The sequence below is a fragment of the Microbacterium sp. SORGH_AS_0454 genome, from assembly GCF_031453395.1.
In the GTDB taxonomy this organism is placed as follows: domain Bacteria; phylum Actinomycetota; class Actinomycetes; order Actinomycetales; family Microbacteriaceae; genus Microbacterium.
The window spans coordinates 1,331,833-1,356,753 of the sequence record NZ_JAVIYS010000001.1; the positions used below are offsets into that span (position 1 = coordinate 1,331,833).

21 protein-coding genes and 1 pseudogene are annotated in these 24,921 nt (G+C 67.0%); 11 read left to right on the plus strand and 11 right to left on the minus strand.

From position 1 onward, the window contains the following. Positions 1-146 precede the first annotated feature (146 nt). Complete coding sequence (locus QE454_RS06125; RefSeq protein WP_307456934.1) at positions 147-1,574, minus strand: CCA tRNA nucleotidyltransferase; 1,428 nt, start codon at positions 1,572-1,574, stop codon at positions 147-149. 49 nt (positions 1,575-1,623) lie between these two features. Further along, entirely contained in the window at positions 1,624-3,138 is a 1,515-nt protein-coding gene (locus QE454_RS06130) for a methyltransferase (RefSeq protein WP_307456931.1), read from the minus strand. A gap of 107 nt (positions 3,139-3,245) precedes the next feature. Between QE454_RS06130 and QE454_RS06135 the strand changes: the two genes are divergently transcribed. From QE454_RS06135 to trxA, 4 genes are all read left to right on the plus strand, one after another. Continuing rightward, entirely contained in the window at positions 3,246-5,492 is a 2,247-nt protein-coding gene (locus QE454_RS06135; protein WP_307456929.1) for a DUF6049 family protein, read from the plus strand. Then, entirely contained in the window at positions 5,489-7,087 is a 1,599-nt protein-coding gene (gene murJ, locus QE454_RS06140) for a murein biosynthesis integral membrane protein MurJ (RefSeq protein WP_210075523.1), read from the plus strand. The genes QE454_RS06135 and murJ overlap by 4 nt, the downstream gene beginning before the upstream one ends. Before the next feature lie 74 nt (positions 7,088-7,161). Next, a complete protein-coding gene (gene trxB / locus QE454_RS06145) occupies positions 7,162-8,148 on the plus strand; it encodes a thioredoxin-disulfide reductase (RefSeq protein ID WP_210075525.1) in 987 nt (328 codons plus the stop codon). A 62-nt stretch (positions 8,149-8,210) separates the two neighbouring features. Beyond that, a complete protein-coding gene (gene trxA / locus QE454_RS06150; RefSeq protein ID WP_056225032.1) occupies positions 8,211-8,534 on the plus strand; it encodes a thioredoxin in 324 nt (107 codons plus the stop codon). Positions 8,535-8,786: 252 nt separating this feature from the next. Here trxA and QE454_RS06155 read toward each other — a convergent pair whose 3' ends face one another. The 3 genes from QE454_RS06155 to QE454_RS06165 form a co-directional block, all read right to left on the minus strand. Then, complete coding sequence (locus QE454_RS06155; protein WP_210075527.1) at positions 8,787-9,134, minus strand: tryptophan synthase subunit alpha; 348 nt, start codon at positions 9,132-9,134, stop codon at positions 8,787-8,789. Between the two features lie 80 nt (positions 9,135-9,214). Continuing rightward, positions 9,215-10,186 carry a ParB/RepB/Spo0J family partition protein gene (locus tag QE454_RS06160; protein ID WP_210075530.1) on the minus strand — a complete coding sequence of 324 codons (972 nt, stop codon included), beginning with the start codon at positions 10,184-10,186 and terminating at the stop codon, positions 9,215-9,217. After that, a complete protein-coding gene (locus QE454_RS06165) occupies positions 10,186-11,103 on the minus strand; it encodes a ParA family protein (protein ID WP_307456925.1) in 918 nt (305 codons plus the stop codon). Before QE454_RS06165 ends, QE454_RS06160 begins: the two co-directional genes overlap by 1 nt. Before the next feature lie 2,689 nt (positions 11,104-13,792). Between QE454_RS06165 and QE454_RS06170 the strand changes: the two genes are divergently transcribed. Together QE454_RS06170 and QE454_RS17250 are read left to right on the plus strand one after the other, a co-directional pair. Continuing rightward, positions 13,793-14,167 (plus strand): VOC family protein, encoded by a 375-nt coding sequence (locus tag QE454_RS06170; protein ID WP_307461143.1) that lies wholly within the window; start codon positions 13,793-13,795, stop codon positions 14,165-14,167. Positions 14,168-14,308: 141 nt separating this feature from the next. Then, positions 14,309-14,428: pseudogene (locus tag QE454_RS17250) on the plus strand (transposase); the annotation flags it as partial. Between the two features lie 260 nt (positions 14,429-14,688). Here the strand turns inward: QE454_RS17250 and rsmG are convergent. From rsmG to rpmH, 6 genes are read right to left on the minus strand one after another with little or no spacing between them, the layout of a single operon-like run. Next, complete coding sequence (gene rsmG / locus QE454_RS06180) at positions 14,689-15,318, minus strand: 16S rRNA (guanine(527)-N(7))-methyltransferase RsmG (protein WP_210075536.1); 630 nt, start codon at positions 15,316-15,318, stop codon at positions 14,689-14,691. An 8-nt stretch (positions 15,319-15,326) separates the two neighbouring features. Continuing rightward, positions 15,327-15,830 (minus strand): R3H domain-containing nucleic acid-binding protein, encoded by a 504-nt coding sequence (locus tag QE454_RS06185; RefSeq protein WP_307456922.1) that lies wholly within the window; start codon positions 15,828-15,830, stop codon positions 15,327-15,329. 15 nt (positions 15,831-15,845) lie between these two features. Further along, positions 15,846-16,919 (minus strand): membrane protein insertase YidC, encoded by a 1,074-nt coding sequence (gene yidC, locus QE454_RS06190; RefSeq protein ID WP_210075540.1) that lies wholly within the window; start codon positions 16,917-16,919, stop codon positions 15,846-15,848. Positions 16,920-16,921: 2 nt separating this feature from the next. Then, on the minus strand, positions 16,922-17,278 hold the full coding sequence (gene yidD, locus QE454_RS06195) for a membrane protein insertion efficiency factor YidD (protein ID WP_307314125.1): 357 nt from the start codon (positions 17,276-17,278) through the stop codon (positions 16,922-16,924). Beyond that, the gene (rnpA, locus tag QE454_RS06200) at positions 17,275-17,613 is read right to left on the minus strand and encodes a ribonuclease P protein component (RefSeq protein ID WP_115916435.1); all 339 of its coding nucleotides are present in this window, start codon (positions 17,611-17,613) and stop codon (positions 17,275-17,277) included. Before rnpA ends, yidD begins: the two co-directional genes overlap by 4 nt. 8 nt (positions 17,614-17,621) lie before the next feature. Next, positions 17,622-17,759, minus strand: a complete 138-nt coding sequence (gene rpmH, locus QE454_RS06205; protein WP_013584598.1) for a 50S ribosomal protein L34 — start codon at positions 17,757-17,759, stop codon at positions 17,622-17,624. 295 nt (positions 17,760-18,054) lie between these two features. Between rpmH and dnaA the strand changes: the two genes are divergently transcribed. From dnaA to gyrB, 5 genes are all read left to right on the plus strand, one after another. After that, positions 18,055-19,476, plus strand: coding sequence for a chromosomal replication initiator protein DnaA (gene dnaA / locus QE454_RS06210; protein ID WP_210075544.1), 1,422 nt, complete (start codon positions 18,055-18,057; stop codon positions 19,474-19,476). Positions 19,477-19,927: 451 nt separating this feature from the next. Continuing rightward, positions 19,928-21,079 (plus strand): DNA polymerase III subunit beta, encoded by a 1,152-nt coding sequence (gene dnaN / locus QE454_RS06215; protein ID WP_141377057.1) that lies wholly within the window; start codon positions 19,928-19,930, stop codon positions 21,077-21,079. 47 nt (positions 21,080-21,126) lie between these two features. Continuing rightward, entirely contained in the window at positions 21,127-22,281 is a 1,155-nt protein-coding gene (gene recF / locus QE454_RS06220) for a DNA replication/repair protein RecF (RefSeq protein WP_307456916.1), read from the plus strand. Then, a complete protein-coding gene (locus QE454_RS06225; RefSeq protein ID WP_246078171.1) occupies positions 22,274-22,762 on the plus strand; it encodes a DUF721 domain-containing protein in 489 nt (162 codons plus the stop codon). The genes recF and QE454_RS06225 overlap by 8 nt, the downstream gene beginning before the upstream one ends. A gap of 119 nt (positions 22,763-22,881) precedes the next feature. Beyond that, positions 22,882-24,921 carry a DNA topoisomerase (ATP-hydrolyzing) subunit B gene (gene gyrB, locus QE454_RS06230; protein ID WP_210075551.1) on the plus strand — a complete coding sequence of 680 codons (2,040 nt, stop codon included), beginning with the start codon at positions 22,882-22,884 and terminating at the stop codon, positions 24,919-24,921.

The window sequence follows — 24,921 nt, forward strand, 5'->3', positions numbered from 1 at the left end:
CCAGAGGAACGGACGAGTCGCCCGCGGCCCGCACCGTCGCGCGGACCGCACGACCGACCCGCCGCCGGCGGTCCGTCGCCGTCGGCGTGTCACCGACGAACTCCGCGCGACGGTCCCGCCCACCGGCGAAAACCCCGAACGCGGCTTCAGCCCCGCGCCGCCCACCACTCCCGCAGGCGCTTCTCGGCCTCGGCCTCGCCGAGCACGCCCTCGTCGAGTCGCAGGTCGAGCAGAAAGCGATACGCCTCGCCCACCTCGCGACCCGGCTTCAACCCGAGCACCTCTTGAATGCGGTTGCCGTCGAGCTCGGGGCGGATCGAGTCGATTTCCTCCTGCTCGCGGAGCGCCGCGATGCGGGCCTCGATGTCGTCGTACGCGGATGCCAGGCGCTGGGCCTTCCGCTTGTTGCGGGTGGTCACGTCGGCACGCGTGAGGATGTGCAGACGCTCGAGCTCATCGCCCGCGTCGCGCACATAGCGGCGGACCGCGGCATCCGTCCACGCCCCCTCGGCGTAGCCGAAGAATCGCAGGTGCAGCTCGACGAGGCGCGAGACGACGGTCGTGGTCGCGGCGTCGAAGCGCAGGGCCTGCAGGCGCTTGCGTGCCATGCGCGCGCCCTTGATGTCGTGGTGGTGGAAGGTCACACCGCCGCCCGCCTCGAGTCGTCGGGTGGCGGGCTTGCCGATGTCGTGCAGCAGCGCTGCCAGGCGCAGGGGCACGTCGGGCGCGGCATCCGGGTGTCGTTGCTTCTCGAGCGCGATGGCCTGGCGCAGCACCGTCAACGAGTGCTCGTAGACGTCCTTGTGGTGGTGGTGCTCATCGACCTCGAGGCGCAGCGCGGGCACCTCGGGCAAGAACTCCTCGATCAGACCGGTTTCGACGAGCACCCGGATGCCGCGGACCGGATCATCGGTCTGCATGAGTCGCACGAGTTCGGCCTGTACCCGCTCGGGACTGACGATCTGCAGGGAACCGCGCAGCTCGCGGATGGCATCGAGGGTGTCGGGGTCGACGGCGAAGTCGAGCTGCGACGAGAAGCGAGCCCCGCGTAGCATGCGCAGCGGGTCGTCGCCGAAGCTCACGGCCGGGTCGATGGGGGTGCGCAGGCGCCCCGCGACCAGGTCTTCGACGCCACCGGTGGGGTCGACGAGCGTGCGGGCGGGAACCCGCAGGGCCATCGCGTTGACCGTGAAATCACGACGGCTGAGGTCGGCCTCGAGGGTGTCGCCGAACTCGACGGTGGGCTTGCGGGTGACGCCGTCGTAGCTGTCCGCGCGGTAGGTGGTGATCTCGACCTGTTCGCCCTTCACCCGGGCGCCGATCGTGCCGAAGGCCCGGCCCACGTCCCACTGCACCGACGAGACGGGCTTGACCAGCGCGAGGATCTCGTCGGGGCGGGCGTCGGTCGTGAAATCGAAGTCGTGGGTGACGCGGCCGAGCAGGGCGTCACGCACGGGACCCCCCACGATGGCCAGATCACGACCGGCCTCGGCGAAGACGCGAGCGAGCGTGGCGACCACGGGATGCGCGGCGAGCTCCTCGAGGCGCGCGAGACCCTCAGCCATGTTCAGCATGCCTTCGAGCCTATCCGGGGCCGCGGAACGCCACCGAGCGGGGGCCGGATCAATCGTCGGCGAAACCCAGGAAGCCCGTCACCAGCAGCTCGCGCACGCGCGGCAGCAGATCCGCGCGCAGGGCCACGGCATCCACCTCCATCAGCTGGGCGATCGCGTCGATGAGGGAGCCCACCGGCAGGTCACCGTCGCAGGCGCCGACGAGCGCCGCCAGACCCGGGTCGACCTCGAGCGTGCGCGCGAAGCCGCCGCCCTGACGCAGCTCGATGACCGACGGGTCCTCCTCGCCCGGGCGGTGGTGGCGTGCCTCGGTGACGTCGGGGGCGACGCGCAGCACGCTCGCCGCCAAACCCTCGTCGTCGAGCAGCGCAGCTCGGTCGTGCGCGGCGAGGGATGCCGACAGGTGCGGCCCGAACGCCGATTCCCCCCCACCCGAGACGCGCTCGTAGCGCGCGAGCGTGGGTCCACCGGCGAGAGGTCTGCGCAACAGCACGTACCCGAACCCGACACCCGTCACCCCGCGACTCGCGAAGTCCTCGAGCCACGCGTCGATGAGCCGCGCGTAGGCGGGGGTCCCGGGCACCGTACCGCCGTCGCGCACCCACAGCTCGGCGTAGGCGAGGGGGTCGAGCACCTCGCGCTCGATGACCCACGCGTCGAGCGACGGTCCGACCCATCCGCGCACGCGATCGAGCCCCGACTCGCCCCAGCGGTACTCCCAGTTGCCGAGCGATTGCGCCACGGCGCCGGGCGCGAGATGCTCCCCGACGCCCGAGATGACGGACGCGACGAGCGAGTCGCCCTCCATTCCGCCGTCGCGGTACTCGTACGCGGGAACCCCGGCGACACGCGGTGTGATGACGAACGGGGGATTGGATGCCACCCGGTCGAAGGTCTCGCCGGCAACGGGATCGAACAGCGATCCCCGGCGGGTCTCGATCCCGTCCACACCGTTCACGAGGGCGTTGAGCCGGGTGAAGCGCAGGGCGCGCTCGGAGATGTCGGTCGCGACGACGTGGTCGACGAGCCGGCGAAGGCGGAGGGCCTGGATGCCGCAGCCGGTGCCGATGTCGAGGGCCGTGCGCGCTCGACGGGTGAGCTGGAGGCGCGCGACGGTCTGGGACGCCCCGCCGACACCGAGCACATGGTCCTCGGGAAGGGGACCCTCGAGGGCCGCCTCATCGAGGTCGCTGGCGATCCACCACTCGACCTCGCCCTCGTCGTCGGCGAAGGCCTGGGGCCGCACGAGCGCGGCGGGGGTCACGGCATCCCCCGAGATCTCCAACAGCCCGAGAGCCGCCGCGCCGTCGACGCGAAGAGTGGGGAGGGCCGCTTCGGCGTCTCCGCGGGGTACCGGCAGCCCGAGACCCCACAGGCGCCCCAGCACCGCGAGGGCGTCACCGCGCTCGCCCAGAGCCCGAGTGGCGGGGCGGCGGAGCCCGCGGGCGACGGCGTCGTCGGCCTGCACCCCCCACGCGTCGCGGAGGGCCGCACTGGTGTAATCCGCCGCGCGAAGGTCGTCGGCGAGGGCCTGGCACAGCTGAGGATCGGGTTCGGGAAGCACCGGTCCATTCAATCGTCTGCGCGAGGCTATCGGGGGGCTTGTAGGTACGCGGGCCTAGACTCGCAGGCGGTGCGAGGCCCCCTCGTTCCGCCGACGCTCGTATGACCGTGACCTCCCAGCCTTCGGGCGCACCCGTGCCGCGGCGCTCCTTCACGCGCCGGCTCCTGGCGACCCTGGCCGCCGGGGCCCTCGTCGCGGGCATCGCACTCCCGGCCACCGCCGCCTCCGCGGCCACGCCCAGCCCGTCGCCGTCGGCCTCGACCTCTCCGTCGGTGCTCACCGCGGCGCCCTCGGCGAACGGCATCCTGCGCCCCGGCGATGCCCTGTCGGTCGTCGTCACCGTCGCGGCCGGCACCTCGCCCGCAACCGCCGGGCCCGTCACCCTCTCCCTCGGGTCCGCCCCCCTCGCCGACGACGCGTCGATCGACCGCTGGCTCAGCGGTGATGCCTCGGGCATCGCTCTTCAGCAGATCGCCGTGGGAACACTGGATGCCACCGCCTCCGGCGCCCAGTCGACCACGACGCTCACGGCACCGGGCACCGATCCGGCTCTCGCCAACCGCGGGGCGGGGGTCTACCCCGTGCTGGCGACCAGTGCGGGACTGACCGCCCCCAGCGTGGTCGTCGTCCCCGCCGAGGCCGGCGCGCAGACGCCGATCGCGCTCGTCGTGCCGATCACCGCGGCGCCCCTCACCCGAGGGCTGCTGACGGCGAACGAACTGGCCGAGCTCACGGCCGTCGACGGCGCTCTGTCGGCGCAGCTCGACGCGGTCGACGGCACCGCCGCGACCCTGGCCGTCGACCCCGCCATCCCCGCCGCGATCCGCGTGCTGGGCTCGGCGGCCCCGCCCACCGCGGTGTCGTGGCTGCAGCGACTGCTGGCCCTGCCCAACGACCGGTTCGCCCTGCAGTTCGGCGACTCCGATGTCGCGGCCCAGCTGCACGCCGGTCTGACGGCCCCGCTGACGCCCACGTCGCTGCAGAACTACATGGCCGCAGCCGACTTCGTGCAGCCGGCTCCGGCCGTCTCGGCGGTATCGACCCCCGCACCGGCTGCGAGCTCGACACCGGGTCAGCCGACGTTCCCGTCGCTGTCGACGCTGCTCGACATCGGGGTCGCCACGCCCAACGTCTACTGGCCCGCCACCGGATCCGCGGGTTCGGACACCGTCGCCGCCCTCGGCACCCTCGGCAGCGCCGACGACCCCGCCCACGTCCTCGTCCCGTCCACCAGCGTCTCGGGAGGCGGTCGTCAGGCCTCCGCCCGCGTCGGAGGGGTGTCCACCCCCGTCTACGACGCCGAGGTCTCGCGCGCCCTCGCCGACGCGGCCGGACAGAACGACAGCACCCGCCGCGGCGCCTCGCTCGCGGCCGCCCAGGCGTACCTCTCCATCGCGCGCGCCGCCACCGGCGATCAGCCGGTCCTGGCCGTCCTCGACCGGGGCACCGATCGCTCTCGCGTCAGCCTCCGCGCGACCCTCGGCCTCGCGGCGACCGCCCCGGGCTTCACCGCATCGACTCTGCGCGCGGTGGTGGCCCTCCCGGCATCCGAGGTCTCCCTCAGCGCCCCCACCATCGACACGGCTCGGGTCGACGAGGTCCGCGATCTGCTCGTCGACGAGCAGAGCATCGACCGCTTCGCCTCGATCCTCGATCAGCCCGAGCTCCTCACCGGCCGCGAACGCGCCGAGCTCCTCCAGGTCACGAACGTGTCCTGGACGGGGGATGCCGCCCGTCAGGCCGTCTCCGATCACCGCGCCGCGACGCGCACGACGCTCGACTCCGTCGGCATCCTGTCGTCCGACTTCCGGCTGGTGAGCTCCAGCGCCCCCCTGCGCCCGTGGGTCCGCAACGATCTGCCCTGGCCGGTCACGGTCGTCATGGCGGTGCGCACCAACGACGTGCGCCTGCGCGTGCAGGATCACACGACCATCGACGCCCAGGCCTCCGCCAACACCCGCGTCGAGGTCCCCGTCGAAGCCCGCATCGCCAACGGAGAGGTCAGCGTCGACCTCCAGCTCTACAGCCCCACGGGCGTACCGATCGGCTCGCCCCAGGCCGTCGACGTCGAGGTGCGCGCCGAGTGGGAGAACATCGGCATCGTGGTCGTCATCGCGCTGATCGTCGGCTTCCTCAGCCTCGGGGTGATCCGCACCATCGCCCGTCGACGCCGGCTGCGTGCCGAGGAGGCCTCACCTCAGACCTCTCACGACGACGAGCCCGCGGACGGGATCGTCCTGAAAGATCCGGATGCCGACGGCCGCAGCCCCGCGGAGGACGCCGACGACAACGAGACCGACGAGCAGACACCCCGCGCGATCGCGTCGGACACCGAGCAGGAGACACGCCCGTGAGCAGCATCGGCCGAGCCAGCGTGCTCATCGGAGCCGGGACCATCGTGTCCCGCGTCAGTGGCGTGCTGCGCACCGTCGTGCTCGTCGCGGCCATCGGGTCGATCAGCAGCGCGGGTGACGCTTTCGCGGTCGCCAACCAGCTGCCGAACAACATCTACGCGATCATCTCGACCGGCCTGTTGACGGCCGTCGTCGTCCCGCAGATCGTCAAGGCCGCCGCGCACGCCGACGGGGGACAAGCCTTCATCTCGAAGCTGTTCACGCTCGGAACCGTCGGACTGCTGGGCGCCACCGCTCTCGCCATGATCGCGGCGCCTCTTCTGGTGCATGTCTACGCGGGCAAGTTCACCGACGACCAACTGGCCCTCTCGACCGCTTTCGCCTACTGGTGTCTGCCGCAGATCTTCTTCTACGGCCTGTACGCACTGCTGGGGGAGATCCTCAACGCTCGCCGCGTCTTCGGCCCGTACACGTGGGCGCCGATCGTCAACAACATCGTCTCGATCGCCGGATTCGGAGCGTTCGTCCTGCTGTTCGGCGGGCCTCAAGAGAACGTAGACGCCTGGACGCCGTCGATGATCGCCCTCCTCGCGGCCACCGCCACGGGCGGAATCGTCGTCCAAACGGCTGTCCTGATGTTCTTCTGGCGACGGGCGGGCCTGACGCTCCGACCCGATTTCCGCTGGAAAGGTGTGGGGCTCCGGCACATCAGCCGGCTCGCCGGCTGGACATTCCTGATGGTCGTCGCCGGCCAGCTCGCGGGCATCGTGCAGTCCAATGTGCTCTCGGGTGCATCCGGCGACGACCCCGCCATCTTCGCCTCGCAGAACGCCTGGCTGCTGTTCATGCTGCCGTACTCGATCATCGTGCTCTCGATCGGGACGCCCTACTTCACGCAGCTCAGCGAACACGCCGCCGCGGGACGAGACGACGAGGTACGGGCAGACATCACGCGCAGTATCCGCACGCTCGGGTTCTTCATCGTGGCGGCCACCGCCGCCCTCGCCGTGGCCGCCGTTCCCGCGAGCCGGATCTTCACGAAGAGTCCCGAACAGGCCCTCGCGGCCGCACCCGTGCTCTGGTGCTTCCTGGTCTGCCTCGTGCCCCTCGCCGTGCTGTTCGTCGTACAGCGCACGTTCTATGCCTACAACGACACGCGCACCCCCTTCTTCTTCACGCTGCTGCAGTGTGCGCTCGTCGCGGGCGGCGCCATCGCGGCAGGCGCGGTCATCGACCGGTCGGAGCTCGCCGCCGGGGTCGCCCTCACTCAGTCGTTCGCGAGCATCGTGCAGGTGATCGTGGCGACGGTCCTGCTGCGCCGTCGGCTTTCGGGAATCGGCACCGGTTCCTGGCTCCCGGCGCTCGGGCGTTTCGCCCTGGCCGCGATTCCCGCGGCGGCCGCCGGATGGGGAGCCCTGATCCTTCTGGGCGGACCCGAGGGATGGATGACGAGCAGCGTCCCGGCGGGAATCGCCGGTGCCGCGGTGCTGGGCATGGTCGTCCTCGCCGTGTACATCGGCATCCTGGCCCTCTTCCGCACCCCCGAACTCGCACCGGCGCTCGCGCTCGGTCGGCGGTTCCTCCCCAAGCGCTAGCCCCGGGGGCTGCGGAATACCCCGCGGCTACCATGGGTTTCATCCGACGGAATCAACGAGAGGAAGGCGCAAACGTGCGTCACGTCATCATCATCGGATCGGGCCCGGCCGGATACACGGCCGCCATCTACGCTGCCCGAGCCAACCTCGAGCCCCTCGTCGTCGCGAGTTCCGTCGAAGCCGGCGGCGATCTCATGAACACGACCGAGGTCGAGAACTTCCCCGGGTTCCCCGACGGCATCCAGGGTCCCGACCTCATGGCCAAGATGCAGGCGCAGGCCGAGCGCTTCGGCGCCCAGGTCCTGTACGACGACGTCGTTTCGCTTGAGCTCGACGGCCCCGTCAAGAAGATCACCCTCGGTAGCGGCAAGGTCGAAGAGGCCGTCTCTGTCATCTACGCCACCGGATCGGCCTACCGCAAGCTCGGCCTCGAGGGCGAAGACCGCCTGTCCGGCCGCGGCGTCTCGTGGTGCGCCACCTGCGACGGCTTCTTCTTCCGTGACCGCACCATCGCCGTAGTCGGCGGTGGCGACTCCGCGATGGAAGAGGCCAACTTCCTGACGAAGTTCGCGTCGAAGGTCTACATCATCCACCGCAAGGACTCCCTCCGCGCCTCGAAGATCATGCAGGAGCGCGCGTTCGCGAACCCGAAGATCGAGTTCATCTGGAACAGCGCCGTCGACGAGATCCTCGGCGACGAGGCCGTCAACGGCGTGCGCCTGCGCTCGACCGTCGACGACTCCACGCGCGAGCTGCCACTGGACGGCCTGTTCGTCGCGATCGGAAACGACCCCCGGACGCACCTCGTCCACGACAAGCTGCAGCTGACCGACCAGGGCACCATCTGGGTCGACGGCCGTTCGTCGCGCACGTCGGTCGAGGGTGTCTTCGCCGCCGGCGACGTCATCGACCCGACCTACCGGCAGGCCATCACGGCCGCGGGCAGTGGAACCGTCGCCGCACTCGACGTGGAGCACTTCCTCGCCGCGCGCGGTGAGGCCGGCGAGCCCGCCGTCGCCGAGAGCCCCATCGAGGGCCTCCCCGACGCCGCGGTCGTCTGAGGAACAAAACCGAGCTCACCGGCGTTTTCACCAACTGACGCTTTCATCTAAGGAGAAATGCAATGACTGCCAAGGCGACGACCTCCGCAACGTTCGAGCAGGACGTCCTGCAGGCCGACGGACCCGTTCTCGTGGACTTCTGGGCCGAGTGGTGCGGACCGTGTCGCATGGTCGCCCCCGTTCTCGACGAGATCCAGAACGAGAACGCGGGCAAGATCACCGTTCTCAAGCTCAACGTCGATGAGAACCCCGACCTCGCGATGAAGTACCAGATCACCTCGATCCCCGCGATGAAGGTCTTCCAGGGCGGCGAGGTCAAGACGACCATCATCGGTGCGAAGCCCAAGTACGCGCTCGAGCAGGATCTCGCCGCCTTCCTCGGCTGAGATCTCTCGTCTGAACGTCCCCGGCGCCTTCTGGTGTCGGGGACGTTTGCGTTATGGGTGCAGGGTTGTCGAAGAAGGGCGCCTGTAGCAGGGGCATCGAGCGTTCAGACGGCGAGACACGACACTCACACCGCTGCGGGTCGCCGCGCGATCACCCTCGGACGAGATCAGGATGCCAGGACTCCTGGGGTGCGGAGCACGTCCGCGTGGGTCAGATGATGGGTGCGGCCCACACGGGCGCCTGAGCGCCCCTCAGGAGGCGTCGAGACGGGCGCTGGCATCCCAGCGCCGATGCGGCTCTTCATCGCCCAGGATGCGCCACACGGCCTTCGTGAGAGCGGGGTAGTCGAGAGCGATCTGCCGGAGCACACGGTAGTTGCGTGCGCGGGTCGGTCGGACGCCGCCGTTCTCCGAGATGTTGTCAGCCCGCAGAATGAGCACGACCAGCTCGTCGACGCTCGGTAGGTCTTCCATGAAGTCCCACGGGTCTTCACCCCCGCGCAGGCGCTCGTGGATCAAAACCGCGAGTTCGTCGGAGGCCTCCGCGCGCAGAAGCTCGAGGCTGGCGCGACGGCGCGGGTTGTCGTCGTTCGCTGTCACCGTTCCAGCGTACGTCGAGCCGCTGACATCGGGCCTCGGAACCCGTTCGCTGACCGCGAGAGAAGCACCCGAGCGAGCGCTCAGCCCGTGTAGCCCTCTTCGCCCCACGTGGAAAGAATGCGATTGAGATCCTGAATGCTGGCAAAATCAATGCTGATCTGGCCTTTTTTTGCACTCAGCGAGACCCGCACCTTGGTATCGAAGCGATCACCGAGCCGATCGGCGATGGCGTCCAGACCCAGTTGCTGCGACCCGGCCCGGGGCTTCTGGCGCACGGGTGCAACACCGGGCATCTTGGCCGCGGCTTCGGCCGCCCGCACCGAGAGATCCTCGTTGACGATCTTGTCGGCGAGCTTCTGCATTTCTTTGGGGTCGTCCAGCGAAAGGATGGCACGAGCGTGCCCAGCGCTCAGGACACCCGCAGCGACGCGTTGCTGCACGGGCACCGGCAGCTTCAGCAGACGGATGGTATTGCTGATCTGCGGGCGGGAGCGACCGATTCGCGTCGCGAGCTCCTCCTGCGTGATGCCGAAGTCCTCCAACAACTGCTGGTAGGCGGAAGCTTCTTCCAGCGGATTGAGCTGCGACCGGTGGAGGTTCTCCAAGAGGGCATCGCGGAGGAGGTACTCATCCTCGGTCTCGCGCACCACAGCCGGGATCGTCTCGAGCCCCGCCTCGCGAGACGCTCGAGTACGGCGCTCACCCATGATGAGTTCGTAGGTGCCGTCGCCCTTGTCCCGCACGACAACGGGCTGCAGAACTCCGAACTCACGGACGGAGTGGATGAGCTCCGCCAGATCGTCGGCGTCGAAGTGCGTACGTGGTTGGCGCGGGTTGGGAACGATCGACTTCGGGTCGATGTGGACGAGGCGCGCACCGGGCACCGTGACGAGGGACGAGTCGGACGTCTGATCGCCGACGGTCTCAACGGGGGCGTCCTTCCCTTTGACGTTCCCGTCGGGGAAGAACACGTCGACGGGACGCGCCTCCGACGGCTCCATGGTGGGGATGAGGGCGCCGATACCGCGGCCCAGACCGGTCCTCTTGGCCATCAGGAACCCTTCTTCGTGGTGTCGCGAGCGACGATCTCCACCGCGGCCTCGCGGTAGGCAATGGCGCCCGCTGACTGGCCATCGTACGCGATGACGGTCTGTCCGAAACTCGGAGCCTCCGAGACGCGTACCGAGCGGGGGATGACGGTGTTCAAGACCTCGTCCGTGAAGTGCGAGCGGACTTCCTCGGCGACCTGTTGCGCCAACCGAGTTCGTCCGTCGTACATCGTCAACAGAATGGTCGAGACATGTAAGCCCGGGTTCAGATGCTTCTGGATCATCTGCACGCTACCGAGTAGCTGACTGAGTCCCTCGAGCGCGTAGTACTCGCACTGGATGGGAATCAGAACCTCGTCGGCGGCCGTGAAGGCGTTGATGGTCAGGAGCCCGAGAGATGGGGGGCAATCGATGATCACGAAGTCGAGGTGACTTTCGTCGCGATCGAGGTAATCACGTAGTGCTCCGCGGAGGCGATGCTCTCGCGCGACCTGCGACACGAGCTCGATCTCGGCGCCGGCGAGATGGATAGTGCTGGGTGCGCACAAGAGGTCGGGGGACTCTGGGCTGGTCTGAATGATGTCCGCGAGAGGGAACTCATCTATGAGCACGTCGTACACGCTCGGAGTATCGGCACTATGCGCAACGCCGAGTGCCGTCGACGCGTTGCCCTGAGGATCGAGGTCGACGACCAGAACACGAGCTCCGACCGACACCAGTGCCGCCGCGATGTTAACAGCCGTCGTGGTCTTACCGACCCCGCCCTTTTGATTCGACACCGTGAACACGCGCGTACGACCCGACAGCTCAACGGACGTCTCTTCGAGAGTCCGTCGACGGGCGGAGAGATTCGCGATCTCTCGTGCGATCGGGGAGTCGTCGAACGAAGACGACGCGGGCGCCTCATCGGACTGTTTCACGTGAAACGCACCTCTCCGTCGGCAACTCGCCCAGTCTACCCGCGCGCCCGGTGTGTGATGGCAGGGGCGGGGACTAGAGATCCCGGGCCCTTCACCGCTGCACGTCCACCCATCAGTCCCGGGGTCCTCGTCTCGCGAGCTCACGAGGGGCGCTCGGTGCACGACATCCGTTCTTAGCGCGATTTCCTGCCACACGGTGTCGTCATGTTTCACGTGAAACACTGAGTCCGTCCTACTCGTCCAACGTTTCGCGCCATCCGGGTCGGTGACGAGAGTCGTCTGAGGGTAGTTCAGGCTTCTGCCGACTCGAGTTCGTTGCTGGGTCAGCTAGCTACGCTTCAGCCGCTTACGCTCCGCCGCCAGGGGCTAGCGGTTGTGTTTCACGTGAAACCGTCCCACGAAGATGCAAGCGGGCTCAGCGCGTGTCCACGCCCCAGTGATGCGACCCTGGGAAGTTCGCCGCTCACCAACGACGCACCGAAACGAAGGCTGATCATCGAATGGCGGCGCTCGCGGGCGGTCCAAGATGCGAACTAGTGCGTCATAGCACCATCCCACGAGCCGGTGGTCGGAGGGTCTGCATGACTGCGCAGCTGGCGTGCGCGCACCCCTCAGCTGGGGCGCGCTTTGAAAGTAAGGACCAGTCTCAGGACTGCATTGGATCGACTGGGGACCGAATGCGCACGGGCGTCGGCGAGCGAGACAGGGGAAACGGGAGACGATACCTCTTCGTCAGTGATTGATCGAATGACCGCACTCGTCCGCTCCCGCTCAACTCCCGCCCCAACCGGCGGCGAATGACTGACCAACCGTGCGCACCCAGCTGTTCAGTCCACACATGCGCGCTCCGCTCACCCCTTAGTGCACAGTGAAGGACGCAGCGCCGCCCACCCCTCTGTAACGCCCCCGCGGTCGGCCCTCTGTCGCTGGACCCCCAAGGCACCGTCAGAGCCGCAGCGGTTGCCGGGTCAGGTTCTGCATACCAGCGAGATTGCGGATGGAAGCCCCTCCCTTTGGCGGCGGCGCAGGAACAACAGCCGGATAGCCACACGGAAGACTCCCGCAGTCACCAGCGAGTGCCGGCAGCCCGCGCACACCGCTACTCCCGCGGCGACTCCCGGCGAAATGCGCATCCGCCTACGCCTACGGGACTTTGCGCGAAATCGTAAGCGCCGCATCTACGGAACATTCCCGTCAAACGTGCATATCTTTGACAACTGTCGGGGCATCCGACCGCCATGGTCGACCGCAGGGGAATGACCCGGTGGTCCCCATCGATGACCGGACGCCATCCTTCCCAGGGCAACCGAGCAGCATGTCGAACTTGTGTCACCGCCGCGGAGCTCGTTCGATGTGTTCGCTTGCAGCAGCCTCGGCATCCTCTTTCGAACGCGTCACCCGTCCCTGCAGAACCAGGGCGATGACCAGTTCTCGGAACGGGATCCGATGGCGCTCGAACCTCCCTCACGGCAGCTCCGCGCTCTAACTCCACGCGTATTGCAGCAATCCGTGCGGGCGTCGGGTTCACGAGCCCACTGCCCTGATCACACGGCCTGTTTCACGTGAAACATCTCCGAGGAGTTGCGACGCGGTGAACTCAGCGACAACCTGGCGGGGGAGGGGGAACCGGGCCACCGCCCGTAGTGTTGCAGTGCACCGTCGGTGACACTGCTCGCGATCACAGCTCTCGTTCGGCACCGTGAGTCGACCCCACGAACGAGTTACACCGGATTCCCGCTACCCAGGTGCGGCGGTGCCGATGTTTCACGTGAAACAGCGCGAAAGAGTGGGGCCGTCTGATCAACTCTTCCATCCGCAGTCAGCATAGAAACTCGATGTAGAAGCCAAGCACTGGAGCGGAGTGAGCGAACGCACATGCCACGAATGGCGTGGAACCTTCACTCAGCCGAACTATAAAGACGGACAACCCCGCGATCTCCATCTCACCGCTCATAGCCAATCAGGTCCAGCTGACGTTTCACGTGAAACACCTTGCGCGCCTCAAGCACCCCGATCCTCTCCCGGATACGTCGGGTCAGATCATGGCGCGCCAGTGACCCTGCACCGCACCTGGCGGCACCTCGCCACTTCCGCGGTGCTACCACCTAGCGCCCACTGCCATACGTACCAACCACTTAACGTGACACCAAACGACACCGGAGCATCGGAAAGTCCGACCGACCGCGCGCCGGGGGGGGGGGAGCCCGCTTCGCCGCAGTATCGCAATCCCCGCCGTCGACCACCGATAGCCTCCGAGTCCGAGCCAGGCTGCTGCTACGGGTGGGGGCGACTCGCCTGCCCCATACGAATCGTCGCCGAAACCAGTCAATGGCCCTTTCCCTCACCCACGGAGGGGCTTGAGCCGATTCACCCGAGCGGGTCGAATGGCCCAGCTCCTCACCCGAGGAGGCGCGACGGGTCGGCGTGGCTGATGCCGATCGCACGCCCTACGCCTCGTTCCCGCAATCGCCGCCGGCTGCGAACCATTTGCGGCGCCGTGAAGAGGCCGCCGGACACAATGGCAGGCAGATTGCCACGGCGTGGCGGCCGCTCTCTCCGCGACAGCGGCAGAGGAACCGGTTGACGACGAGGGCGGGTCTGATAGGCGTTTCGCGGTGCGGCATCGGGTGGGCGCCTCCGTGCGATCACGCTCGGCCAGCGCCTGGTTGCTTCCACTATGGTCGTGGGCATGACCAGGGTTCACGTAAGAGCGACGTACGTTGAGATCCCGGCAGAGGATTTGGAACGTGCGGAACGCTTCTACCGCGGTCTCTTCGATGCCTCGGTGCGGCGGACGGTCGTTGACGGTCATCAGTGTTGCATCCTCGATGACGATTCGGACGCAGCGGGCGCGGTCATCGCTTTGATGCAGGGCAAATCGTACGTTCCATCCATCGATGGCACTCGCGTCTACGTGTCGGTGGACGACGTCGAAGCAGTGGTAGCGAGAGCGCAAAAGCTCGGTGGATCGATCCTGTACCCCGTTACAGAAGTCGCAGACGGCCTGATTGTCGCAGAGCTGGCTGACAGCGAGGGGAACCGAATCGCCCTCAGCAACCAGTAGTGCGGCGTGACGTATCGGTAACGGGGCGAGCCCATCGCGATCCGTTGGGGATGTCTGAGACCCTCGGCTAATGTCGCGGACTCACGTGCTTTCGGATGCTCTGTGGTCGTCGATTGAGGACATGCTTCCCCGCCCCGCCGGTCGGCCGGGCGGAAGTTCTCCGACGCGAGGCTGATGGTCGAGGCGATCATCTACCGGTACCGGTGCGGGATCGCCTGGCGGGACCTATCGCAACTGTTCGGCTCATGGCAGACAGTGTGAACCTGGCATCATCGGAGGGCTGCCACCGGCACCTGGGACACCGATAAAACGAGAACACCGCGGAACCCAGACGACCCCGCAAGCAAGACTTCGACCGTCATTCACCTGCATCTACTCGCGGCGCAAACGCACACGACACGGACGAGACAGCCGGCGGAAGTCAGGCCGCCGGTGAGGCGAGAGGGCAAGTATCCATAGGATTTACATAGGAAACAGCATGAGCCGATGCCGCTCGCTGAGGTGAATGACGAACTGGAAGGTCAGCGACTGACGGTGGCGAGAAAGACCCGGGTCGGCTCCTCGAGGACACCCTCGCCGACGACTTCGACAGAGACATCGCTGAGGCCGTACTTGCGCACCTGCTTCGAGGCGGCCTCGACCTCGGCACCGACATTGGCGCCCTTGAGAAAGACCAGACGACCGCCGGGACGCACCAGGGGAGCGGTGAACGGCAAAAGGGTCCGCAGAGCGCTCACCGCACGGGCTGTCGCGACGTCGAACACTCGACCCTCAGCCCACTCCTCGCCGCGCATACGCGCGACGGTGACGTTCTCCAATTCGAGCTCGGCCACCTGCTCCGACAACCACGCCGTACGGCGCTCCATGGGCTCGATGAGCGTCCACTCGACGTCCGGTCGGGCGATGGCGAGCACGAGCCCGGGCAGGCCGGCACCAGAGCCCACGTCGACGGCACGACCCTCGAAGAACGGCGCCGCGATAGCGCTGTTCAGAATGTGACGCGTCCACAGTCGCGGCACCTCGAGCGGGCCGATGAGCCCACGTTCCTCGCCGTGGACCGCGAGATTCTCGGTGAAGCGACGAGCCTTCTCGAGATTCACACCGAAGAGCGTCGATGCAGCACTCGGCTCACTTTCGAGCTGTTCCGGCATCCTGAGGCTCAGCCGCGGCGGAGCACGGTGTGACGATCGGCGCCCTCACCGAAAGACTCGGACGAGAAACCGCGATCGGCCGCGATGTCGTGCACCAGCTTGCGCTCGTAGCTCGACATCGCCGGGAGCGATGCCTGAGACGCACCCTCGTCGAGACGAGCGATCGCCCGATCGACGAGGTTCTCGAGCTGACGCTGGCGCGCGTCCCGGGATCCACCGATATCGAGGATGAGCCGTGAGAACCGGCCCGTCGCATTCTGCACCGCGAGACGCGTGAGCTCCTGAAGAGCCTGCACCGTGTCGGGGTGCGAGAGGGTCGACAGAGCCGCCGCATCCTCGGCCTCGACAGAGACGTAGGCGCGTCCTGCGCGCACGTCCATGGCGAGGTCACCGTCGATATCGGCGATGTCGAGAAACCCCTCGAGGTAGTCGGCGGCGATGTCGCCTTCCTGCTCGAGCTGTTCCTCGGTGGCGGCAGTCTGCTCGGGTGCGATCTGATCGGACGTCGTCATCGTGATCTCCGGTTCTCAGGAGGCGGGTGCGGAACCGGCGTTGCCAGCGGATCCACCCGCGGCGCCGGTGTTCTTCGTGGACTGCTGCTTCTTCGCGCGCTGCTTGCCCACCGGCTGCTGGCGCTTCGGCTGGGCGGCACGAGCCTTCTCGGTCTCTTCGAGCAGTCGCTGCTGCTCAGCGCGGTACTTCTCGATGGGAACGACCTTGCCCGACGAATCGATGGCCTTGCCCTTGCGTGCCAGGCGCTCCTCGCGAGCCTTCGCGGCGTCGGAACCGGGAGTCGGCATCTCGCGGATGACCACGAACTGCTGAACCATCGTCCACAGGTTGCTCACGAACCAGTAGATGACGACACCGAGCGGGAAGAACACACCCGAGAAGATGAACGCCAGCGGCAGGATGTAGAGCATGATCTTCTGCATCTGGTACGCCTGACCGGTCTTGGCCTCGGGCGACAGGTTCTTCGAGATGATCTGCAGCTGCGTGAAGAACTGCGAGCCGATCATGAGCACGACGAGCGTCAGCAGAATCGCGACAGTGACCTGGCCATCGGCCTGCCCCCATGCGGTGACCAGGTTGACGTGCATGGATGCCACATCGAACAGGCGCGCGTCGTAGAACTCGGTCGTGAGTTCGGGAGTCAGCAGACCCACACCGCCGATACCGCTCGCGGCGTGCTTCGACACGTCGTTCAGCACGCTGAACAGCGCGAAGAAGATCGGCATCTGCACGAGCAGCGGCAGGCAGCTCGAAACCGGCGTCGTCCCGTGCTTCTTGTACAGCGCCATGGTCTCGCGGCTCATCGCCTCGCGGGACAGCTGGTCGCGCTTGCCCTTGTACTTCTCCTGCACCTTGCGCAGCTCGGGAGCGATCTCCATCATCTTGCGCTGGCTCTTGATCTGCTTCACGAACAGCGGGATCAGTGCGGCGCGCACGATGAGCACGAGGCCCACGATCGACAGAACCCAGGTGAGGCCGGCCGCGGGAGCCATGCCCAACGCGGTGAAAAGGGCGTGCCACCCCACCAGCACGAGTTCGACCACCCATTTCAGTGGCCAGAGGATGGTCCCAATGAGATCGAATTGCACGATCAGTCCTTTCGGGAGGGCACGACGAATCCGTGCCGAGTGAGTTCGTGGCGGAAGGCCCGATGAGGACGGACGTCGTCGATGCCACCCTGAGCCCAGGGATGACAGCGTGCGAGACGGGCCGCGGTGAACGCGATGCCCTTCACGAGTCCATGCTGCTGCACGGCACCCACCGAATAGGCGGAGCAGGACGGGTAGTACTTGCACACGTCGCCGTAGACGTGCGAGATCGTCGCTCGATACGCGTGCAACAGCGCCAGCCCCGCATTGCGGGGGAGGAGCGGGATGGATGCCATGACACCGTCGGCCGTGAGCCGACCGGCCCCGGTGGACGAGGTCGGGAGAGTCGAGGCACTCATACCGATGCTTTTCGTTCGAGGCATCGCACCACTTCGGCGCGGAGCGTCGGATAGTCGACGGTCGCGGCCGAGGGCAGCGCACGGATGACAATCGAGGCGCCCCCGCGAACAGACGGGAGCGCCTCGGCGCACACCGCCTTGAGGCGGCGGCGAATGGTGTTGCGGGTGACTGCGGAGCCGACCTGTCGACTCACGATGAAGCCGAACCGGGGCGAATCGGTCTCAGCCGAGGTTCCGACGTAGGTCACGGTGTGCGCTCCGGCACAGCGAGTGCCCCGTCGGACCGTGGCTTTGTAGTCCGATCCGCGGGTGAGTCGGTTCGGCTTCGCGAGCACCGGGTCCGTCAGGCCGAGAGCTCGGTGCGGCCCTTGGCGCGACGAGCGGCCAGGATGCCACGGCCGGCACGCGTACGCATGCGGGCGCGGAAGCCGTGCTTCTTGGCGCGGCGGCGGTTGTTGGGCTGGAAGGTGCGCTTGCTCATGGGTCACTCCGGAGGTGATGTCGCCCGATGCTCTTCTGCCGGGGACGGGGGTCGGGACTGCCGTATAGGCATAAGTCAACCGACTAAGGCTACGTCGAGCGCGGCGTTAACTCAAACCGAGAACGCGACCGCCCATTATCCCCAGGCGTTGTACACAAGCGTGGAAAAGACACGCGGCCGCGTCCTACAGTGGATTTTGCTCCGACAGGGCCTCGAACTAGCGTGGCCCCGGAAGTTATCCACAGGTTCGACGCGACACGTCGATCACCCGTCGCGTCAAGACCCCGGAGGGGCTATGTCTCTGCACGAAGCACCGGATGTACCCGTCTGGTCATCCGTGTTGGACCAGCTTCTCACCGACGACCGCGTCACCCCGCAGCTGCACGGCTTCCTGAACCTCGCCGTTCCGCAGGGCGTCATGGGGGGCACCCTCTATCTCGACGTGCCGAACGACCTCACGGCAGCCCAGTTCAACAAGCGCATGCGCACGCCGATCCTCGAGGCACTCGCCCACGTGCAGGGAGAAGATCCTCAGATCGGCACGTTCCGCGTCGTCGTGAACCCCGATGTGATCGAGACGCAGCGCAGCTCCTCCGCCGCTCCGCGAGAAGAGCGCCCGCAGGCGGCACCCGCGCTCTCGACCACCAACGAGCAGGCTCCCGAGCCGATCGTCCCGGCGTCGCGGAACGACACCCGCCTCAACCCGAAGTACACCTTCGACAACTTCGTCATCGGGCAGTCCAACCGTTTCGCGCACGCCGCGGCGGTCGCTGTCGCCGAAGCGCCGGCCAAGGCGTACAACCCCCTCTTCATCTACGGTGACTCGGGGCTCGGCAAGACGCACCTCCTGCACGCGATCGGCGACTACGCCGCGAGCATGTACGCCGGCATCCGGGTCCGCTATGTCTCGAGCGAAGAGTTCACGAACGACTTCATCAACTCGATCGCCAACAACCGGGGCTCGGCTTTCCAGGCGCGCTATCGCGACGTCGACATCCTGCTGATCGATGACATCCAGTTCCTGCAGGGCCGCGCCGAGACGCAGGAAGCCTTCTTCCACACGTTCAACACGCTGCACGACCATGACAAGCAGGTGGTCATCACGAGCGACCTGCCGCCGAAACAGCTGACCGGCTTCGAAGACCGCATGCGCAGCCGCTTCGAGTGGGGTCTGATCACCGACGTCCAGGCGCCCGACCTCGAGACGCGCATCGCGATCCTCCGCAAGAAGGCGCAGAGCGAACGACTTCTCATTCCCGACGACGTGCTCGAATACATCGCCACGGTCGTCTCGTCGAACATCCGCGAGCTCGAGGGCGCCCTCATCCGTGTCTCCGCGTTCGCCAGTCTGAATCGCTCGACGCTCGACATGTCGCTCGCCCAGACGGTCCTTCGAGACATCATCGACCAGGACGACGCGAACGTGATCTCGCCGACGGACATCATCACGGCGACCGCGCAGTACTTCAAGCTGTCGGTCGACGACCTCTACGGTTCGAGCCGCTCGCAGGCGGTGGCCACCGCGCGTCAGATCGCGATGTACCTCTGCCGTGAGCGCACGAGCCTCTCGCTCCCCAAGATCGGGCAGCTGTTCGGGAACCGCGATCACACGACCGTGATGTACGCGTACAAGAAGATCAGCGACCTCATGAAGGAGCGTCGATCGATCTTCAATCAGGTTTCGGAGATCACCAGCCAGCTCGGCCGCATGCGCTGAGCGCCTGTCTCCCGAAGGGGCCCGACCACCACCGGTGGCTCGGGCCCCTTCGCTTTTTCTGCCCCTGACCGGGCGTGGAGCGTCTCTCACGGGGTGTTTCCGGGGTGGTTCTACACAGTGTGGAAAACCTGTGGATAACTCGATTTTCCTCGGGATGATCTGTGCACTGAGGCGTTAACGCTGTGGAGGAGCAGGAGACGGTCGTCGCGACGACCGGGTGTTAACTCGACAGGCTCTCCGCAGCTCGTCCACAGTTAACAGACCCTGGTTCCCTGCTGTTAACAAGCGTGTCGCGAGTTATCCACACTCTCCACAGCTGTTAACAAGATGAAGATCCAAGTTCTTTGTTAAGAGAGATTCGATGACCTTGCCGTGGGGACGTCGCTCGGCGGGCGTCACCGCAAGGGGGCACTAGCATGGGTAAGCCATACCCGCCGTCAAGGGAGCACCCGTGAAGTTCCACGTCAATCGCGATGTGTTCAGCGAAGCCGTCTCGTTCGTGGTCAAGCTCCTGCCCCAGCGAAACCCGCAGCCGATCCTGGCCGGTGTGCTCATCGAGGCCAACGAACAGGGACTGACCCTGGCCGCCTTCGATTACGAGGCTTCGGCGCGCACGACGATCGAGGCGACCGTCGACGAGCCCGGCACGATCCTGGTGCACGGCCGACTCCTCAGCGACATTGCGAGCCGTCTGCCCAACGCTCCGATCCAGATCACGGTCGACGACGACGGTGGCATCCTGCTGACCTGCGGCTCCGCGCGCTTCACGCTCGCCTCCATGCCCGTGCAGGAGTACCCGGCCATCCCCGAGGTCACGGGCGAGTCCGGTCTCGTTCCCGCGGACGAGTTCGCCACGGCGATCGCACAGGTCGCGTTCGCGGCCTCGCGCGACGACGTGACCCCCGTCCTCACCGGCGTGCAGCTCGAGGTCTCCGGTACCCGCTTGAGCCTGGTCGCAACCGACCGCTACCGCGTCGCGCTCCGCGAGATCCCGTGGGATGGCGGAGCCGTGGCATCCGATGAGACCACTTCCGCTCTCGTGCCCGCGCGTACGCTGCAGGAAGTCGGCAAGACCTTCGCTCACAGCGGCGACATCTCCATCGCCTTCTCGGGGTCGGGCGACCGCGAGATCATCGCTTTCTCGTCGGGCAACAAGACCGTCACGTCGTTGCTCATCAAGGGCAACTTCCCGCCCGTGCGCCGGCTCTTCCCCGCGCAGACCGAACACCACAGCGTGGTCAACACCGCCGAGCTCGTCGAAGCGGTCCGTCGCGTGGCCCTCGTGCTCGATCGCTCCGCGCCGCTGCGTTTCACCTTCGGCCCCGACGGTGTCTCGATGGACGCGGCCGGTACCGAGCAGGCGCGCGCGACCGAGTCGGTCGACGCGACGCTCGTGGGCGACGAGGTCACTCTCGGCCTGAATCCGCAGTACCTCATCGAATCGCTCGGTGCCGTCCGCAGCGAGTTCACGCGCATCACCTTCACCTCGAGCGACAACGCGAACAAGCTCAGCCCCGTGCTGGTCACCCCGCAGACGTCGGTCGAGAAGGGCGGCGAGGGGACGTTCAAGTACCTCCTGCAGCCCAACCTGCTGTTGCGCTGAGCGGCAACCCACGCTGCCGTGTCGGAGGCGGCGGGTAGTCTGACTCGGTGATCGTGGAGCAGCTCGGACTGAAGGACTTCCGCAATTACGCGGAAGCCGATGTCCTGCTCTCCCCGGGGGCCAACGTGTTCGTCGGCCGCAACGGCCAAGGCAAGACGAACCTGGTCGAGGCGGTGGCGTATCTTGCGACTCTCGGCTCGCACCGCGTCTCCAACGACGCCCCTCTCGTGAAAGACGGGACGGATGCCGCGATCGTGCGCGCCCGGCTCGCCCACGGTGAGCGCAGCGTCCTGCTCGAGCTGCAGCTCAACCGCCAGGGCACGAACAAGGCCCGCGTCAACGGCGTCAACGTCCGCACTTCCGAGCTCCCCCGGTACGCACAGGTGGTCCTCTTCGCCCCCGAAGACCTGCAGATCGTGCGAGGCGACCCCTCCGCCCGCCGCCGGTTCGCCGATCAGCTCATCGTCCAGCGCACCCCGCGCATGGCCGGAGTCCTCGGCGACTACGATCGCGTTCTCCGCCAGCGCAGCGCCCTGTTGAAGTCGGCGCGCGCTCGGGGACTTCGCGGCGAGGCGCTGAGCACTCTCGACGTCTGGGACGACAAGCTCGTCACCCTGGGCACCGAGGTGATCGAGGCGCGAAGCGCGCTGGCATCCGACCTCTCCGATCCCGTGGCCACGGCCTATGCGGCGATCGCCGGCGCCGACCACGAACCGCGGCTGTCGTGGGCGCTCTCCGTGGGCGGCGGCGACCCCGAAGAGGGGGATGCCGTCGACGGCGCGCGATCGGGCGAGCCCCTGGCCGATCAGTTCCGAGCAGCCCTCGCGGCGAAGCGTTCGGCCGAGCTCGAGCGCGGTCTGACCCTCGTGGGCCCGCACCGCGACGATCTGGTGCTGCGCGTTCGGGGTCTGCCGGTCAAGGGCTACGCCTCGCACGGGGAGTCGTGGTCGGTCGCGCTCGCTCTGCGCCTGGCATCCGCCGAACTCCTCCGCGCCGAGTCGCGTCTGGGCGACCCGGTTCTCATCCTCGACGACGTGTTCGCCGAGCTCGACGCCGGCCGCCGCACCCGACTGGCCGAGCTGGCCGGTGGCTACGAGCAGGTCATCGTCACCTCGGCCGTCGAAGAAGATGTGCCCGATGTCCTGCGGGCACACGTCGTCCGCGTCGAGGCGGGCCGCATCGAGGAGCCCCGCGGTGAGTGACGACGCCGAGATCCCCGAAACGATGTCGACCTACTTGCGGCTTCGTGGGCTCGAGCCCTCTCCGTACCGCAAGAAGAAGCGTCGTCGTCGGGCGGACGACGGCGAGAACGCTCCTTTCAGCCCGGGCCGCGACCCGCGCGGTCTGGGGGATGTGATCTCGGCGCTGACCCAGTCGGCGGGGTGGGAGCCCCAACTCTCGCGTGAGGACCTCGTGCGCACCTGGGATCAGGTAGCCGGAGCCGACACTGCGGCACACACGCGCCCGGTGGCCCTCGAGAACGGAACGCTCACCGTTCAGGCCGATTCGACGGCGTGGGCCAAGCAGTTGCAGTTCATGCGCGCGCAGATCCTGTCGGAGATCCTCCGGCGCTTCCCCGAGGCCGGTGTCGAGGCGATCCGGTTCGTAGGCCCGGACGTCCCCTCTTGGAAATGGGGGCCCAGAGCCGTTCCAGGCCGCGGTCCGCGCGATACCTACGGCTGAGTCATGGTCGATCCCGGCTCGACGCGATTTATCCCCGCGTAGGGGCGTACAAGCCATTTCGAGAGCCCTTCCGCGATAGGATGGGAGTTCCGACGAATCGATCTGGAGCGCGCGTACCTATGACGTCCGAAAACCCCGACAGCGTTTCCGAGGAACCCGAAGTCCCCGCCGCGGCGAAGAAGGTTCCCAACGAGTACGGGGCGGACGCCATCCAGGTGCTCGAGGGCCTCGAGGCCGTTCGCAAGCGTCCCGGTATGTACATCGGCTCCACGGGTGAGCGCGGTCTGCACCACCTCGTGCAAGAGATCGTCGACAACTCCGTCGACGAGGCGCTGGCCGGCTACTGCGACACGATCCAGGTCACGATCCTCGGTGACGGCGCCGTGCGCGTGGTCGACAACGGCCGCGGCATCCCGGTCGACATGCACCGCACCGAGGGCAAGTCCACCGTCGAGGTCGTGCTCACCGTGCTGCACGCCGGCGGAAAGTTCGGCGGGGGCGGCTACGCCGTCTCGGGCGGTCTGCACGGTGTCGGCTCGTCGGTCGTGAACGCCCTCTCCACGCGCCTCGAGGTCGAGGTCCGGCGCCAGGGGCACGTGTGGCGTCAGTCGTTCCGCGACGGCGGTGTGCCGCTCGCTCCGCTCTCGAAGGACGAAGAGAGCGATGAGACGGGAACGACGATCACCTTCTGGCCGGATGCCACGATCTTCGACACCATCGACTTCGACTACGACACCCTGCGCACGCGCTTCCAGCAGATGGCCTTCCTCAACAAGGGCCTGCGCATCAGCCTGCGCGACGAGCGTCCGCAGTCCGTCATCACGGAGGGCGAACCGGGCGAAGAGGTCACCGAAGCCCGTCACGACACGTTCCTCTACGAGCGTGGGCTCGTCGACTACGTCGAGCACCTCAACCGCGTGCGCAAGGCCGACGTGGTCAACGACGAGATCATCGAGGTCGAGTCCGAGGACACCGATCGAAAGATCGCCCTCGAGCTCGCGATGCAGTGGACGACCGCGTACACCGAGAACGTCTTCACCTACGCGAACACGATCAACACCCACGAGGGCGGCACTCACGAAGAGGGTTTCCGCGCCGCGCTGACGACGCTCGTGAACCGTTACGCACGCGCGAACAACCTCCTCAAAGAGAAGGACGACAACCTCACCGGCGACGACATCCGCGAGGGTCTCACCGCGGTCATCTCGGTCAAGCTGTCGGAACCGCAGTTCGAGGGTCAGACCAAGACCAAGCTCGGCAACACCGAGGCGCGCGCTTACGTGCAGAAGGTCGTGGGCGACAAGCTCGGCGATTGGTTCGACCGCAATCCGGGTCAGGCCAAGAACATCATCCGCAAGGCGATCGACGCCGCGACCGCGCGCCTCGCCGCGCGCAAGGCACGCGAGACCGCTCGCCGTAAGAGCGTGTTCGAGTCGGCCGCGATGCCCGACAAGCTGAAGGACTGCACCTCGAAGGATCCCTCGATCAGCGAGATCTTCCTCGTCGAGGGTGACTCGGCCGGTGGCTCCGCGGTGCAGGGTCGCGATCCGCACACGCAGGCGATCCTGGCGCTGCGCGGCAAGATTCTGAACGTCGAGCGCGCGCGTCTCGACCGCGCTCTGGGCAACAAGGAAGTCCAGGCGATGATCCAGGCCTTCGGCACGGGCATCGGCGAAGACTTCGACATGGCCAAGGCGCGGTATCACAAGATCGTGTTGATGGCCGATGCCGACGTCGACGGTCAGCACATCACGACGCTGTTGCTCACGTTGTTGTTCCGCTACATGCGCGGGCTCATCGAGGCCGGCTACGTCTACCTCGCTCAGCCGCCGCTGTACCGGCTGAAGTGGTCGAACCACCCCCACGAGTACGCGTACAGCGACCGAGAGCGCGACGCGATGCTGATCGACGGACAGGCCTCCGGTCGCCGCATCCCCAAGGACAACGGCATCCAGCGCTACAAGGGTCTCGGCGAGATGAACGATCACGAGCTGTGGGAGACCACGATGGACCCGCAGACGCGCACGCTGAAGCAGGTCACGATCGACGACGCCGCCGCAGCCGACGAGATCTTCTCGGTGCTCATGGGCGAGGACGTCGAGTCGCGACGCAGCTTCATCCAGCGCAACGCCAAAGACGTCCGCTTCCTCGACATCTGA

What these genes read in the sequence shown, in the direction of transcription:
- QE454_RS06125 (WP_307456934.1), bottom strand. Translation starts at nt 1,574, where the DNA reads ATGCTGAACATGGCTGAGGGTCTCGCGCGCCTCGAGGAGCTCGCCGCG.
- trxA (WP_056225032.1), top strand. Translation starts at nt 8,211, where the DNA reads ATGACTGCCAAGGCGACGACCTCCGCAACGTTCGAGCAGGACGTCCTG.
- QE454_RS06160 (WP_210075530.1), bottom strand. Translation starts at nt 10,186, where the DNA reads ATGGCCAAGAGGACCGGTCTGGGCCGCGGTATCGGCGCCCTCATCCCC.
- QE454_RS06170 (WP_307461143.1), top strand. Translation starts at nt 13,793, where the DNA reads ATGACCAGGGTTCACGTAAGAGCGACGTACGTTGAGATCCCGGCAGAG.
- rsmG (WP_210075536.1), bottom strand. Translation starts at nt 15,318, where the DNA reads ATGCCGGAACAGCTCGAAAGTGAGCCGAGTGCTGCATCGACGCTCTTC.
- QE454_RS06185 (WP_307456922.1), bottom strand. Translation starts at nt 15,830, where the DNA reads ATGACGACGTCCGATCAGATCGCACCCGAGCAGACTGCCGCCACCGAG.
- yidD (WP_307314125.1), bottom strand. Translation starts at nt 17,278, where the DNA reads ATGAGTGCCTCGACTCTCCCGACCTCGTCCACCGGGGCCGGTCGGCTC.
- rpmH (WP_013584598.1), bottom strand. Translation starts at nt 17,759, where the DNA reads ATGAGCAAGCGCACCTTCCAGCCCAACAACCGCCGCCGCGCCAAGAAG.
- dnaA (WP_210075544.1), top strand. Translation starts at nt 18,055, where the DNA reads ATGTCTCTGCACGAAGCACCGGATGTACCCGTCTGGTCATCCGTGTTG.
- gyrB (WP_210075551.1), top strand. Translation starts at nt 22,882, where the DNA reads ATGACGTCCGAAAACCCCGACAGCGTTTCCGAGGAACCCGAAGTCCCC.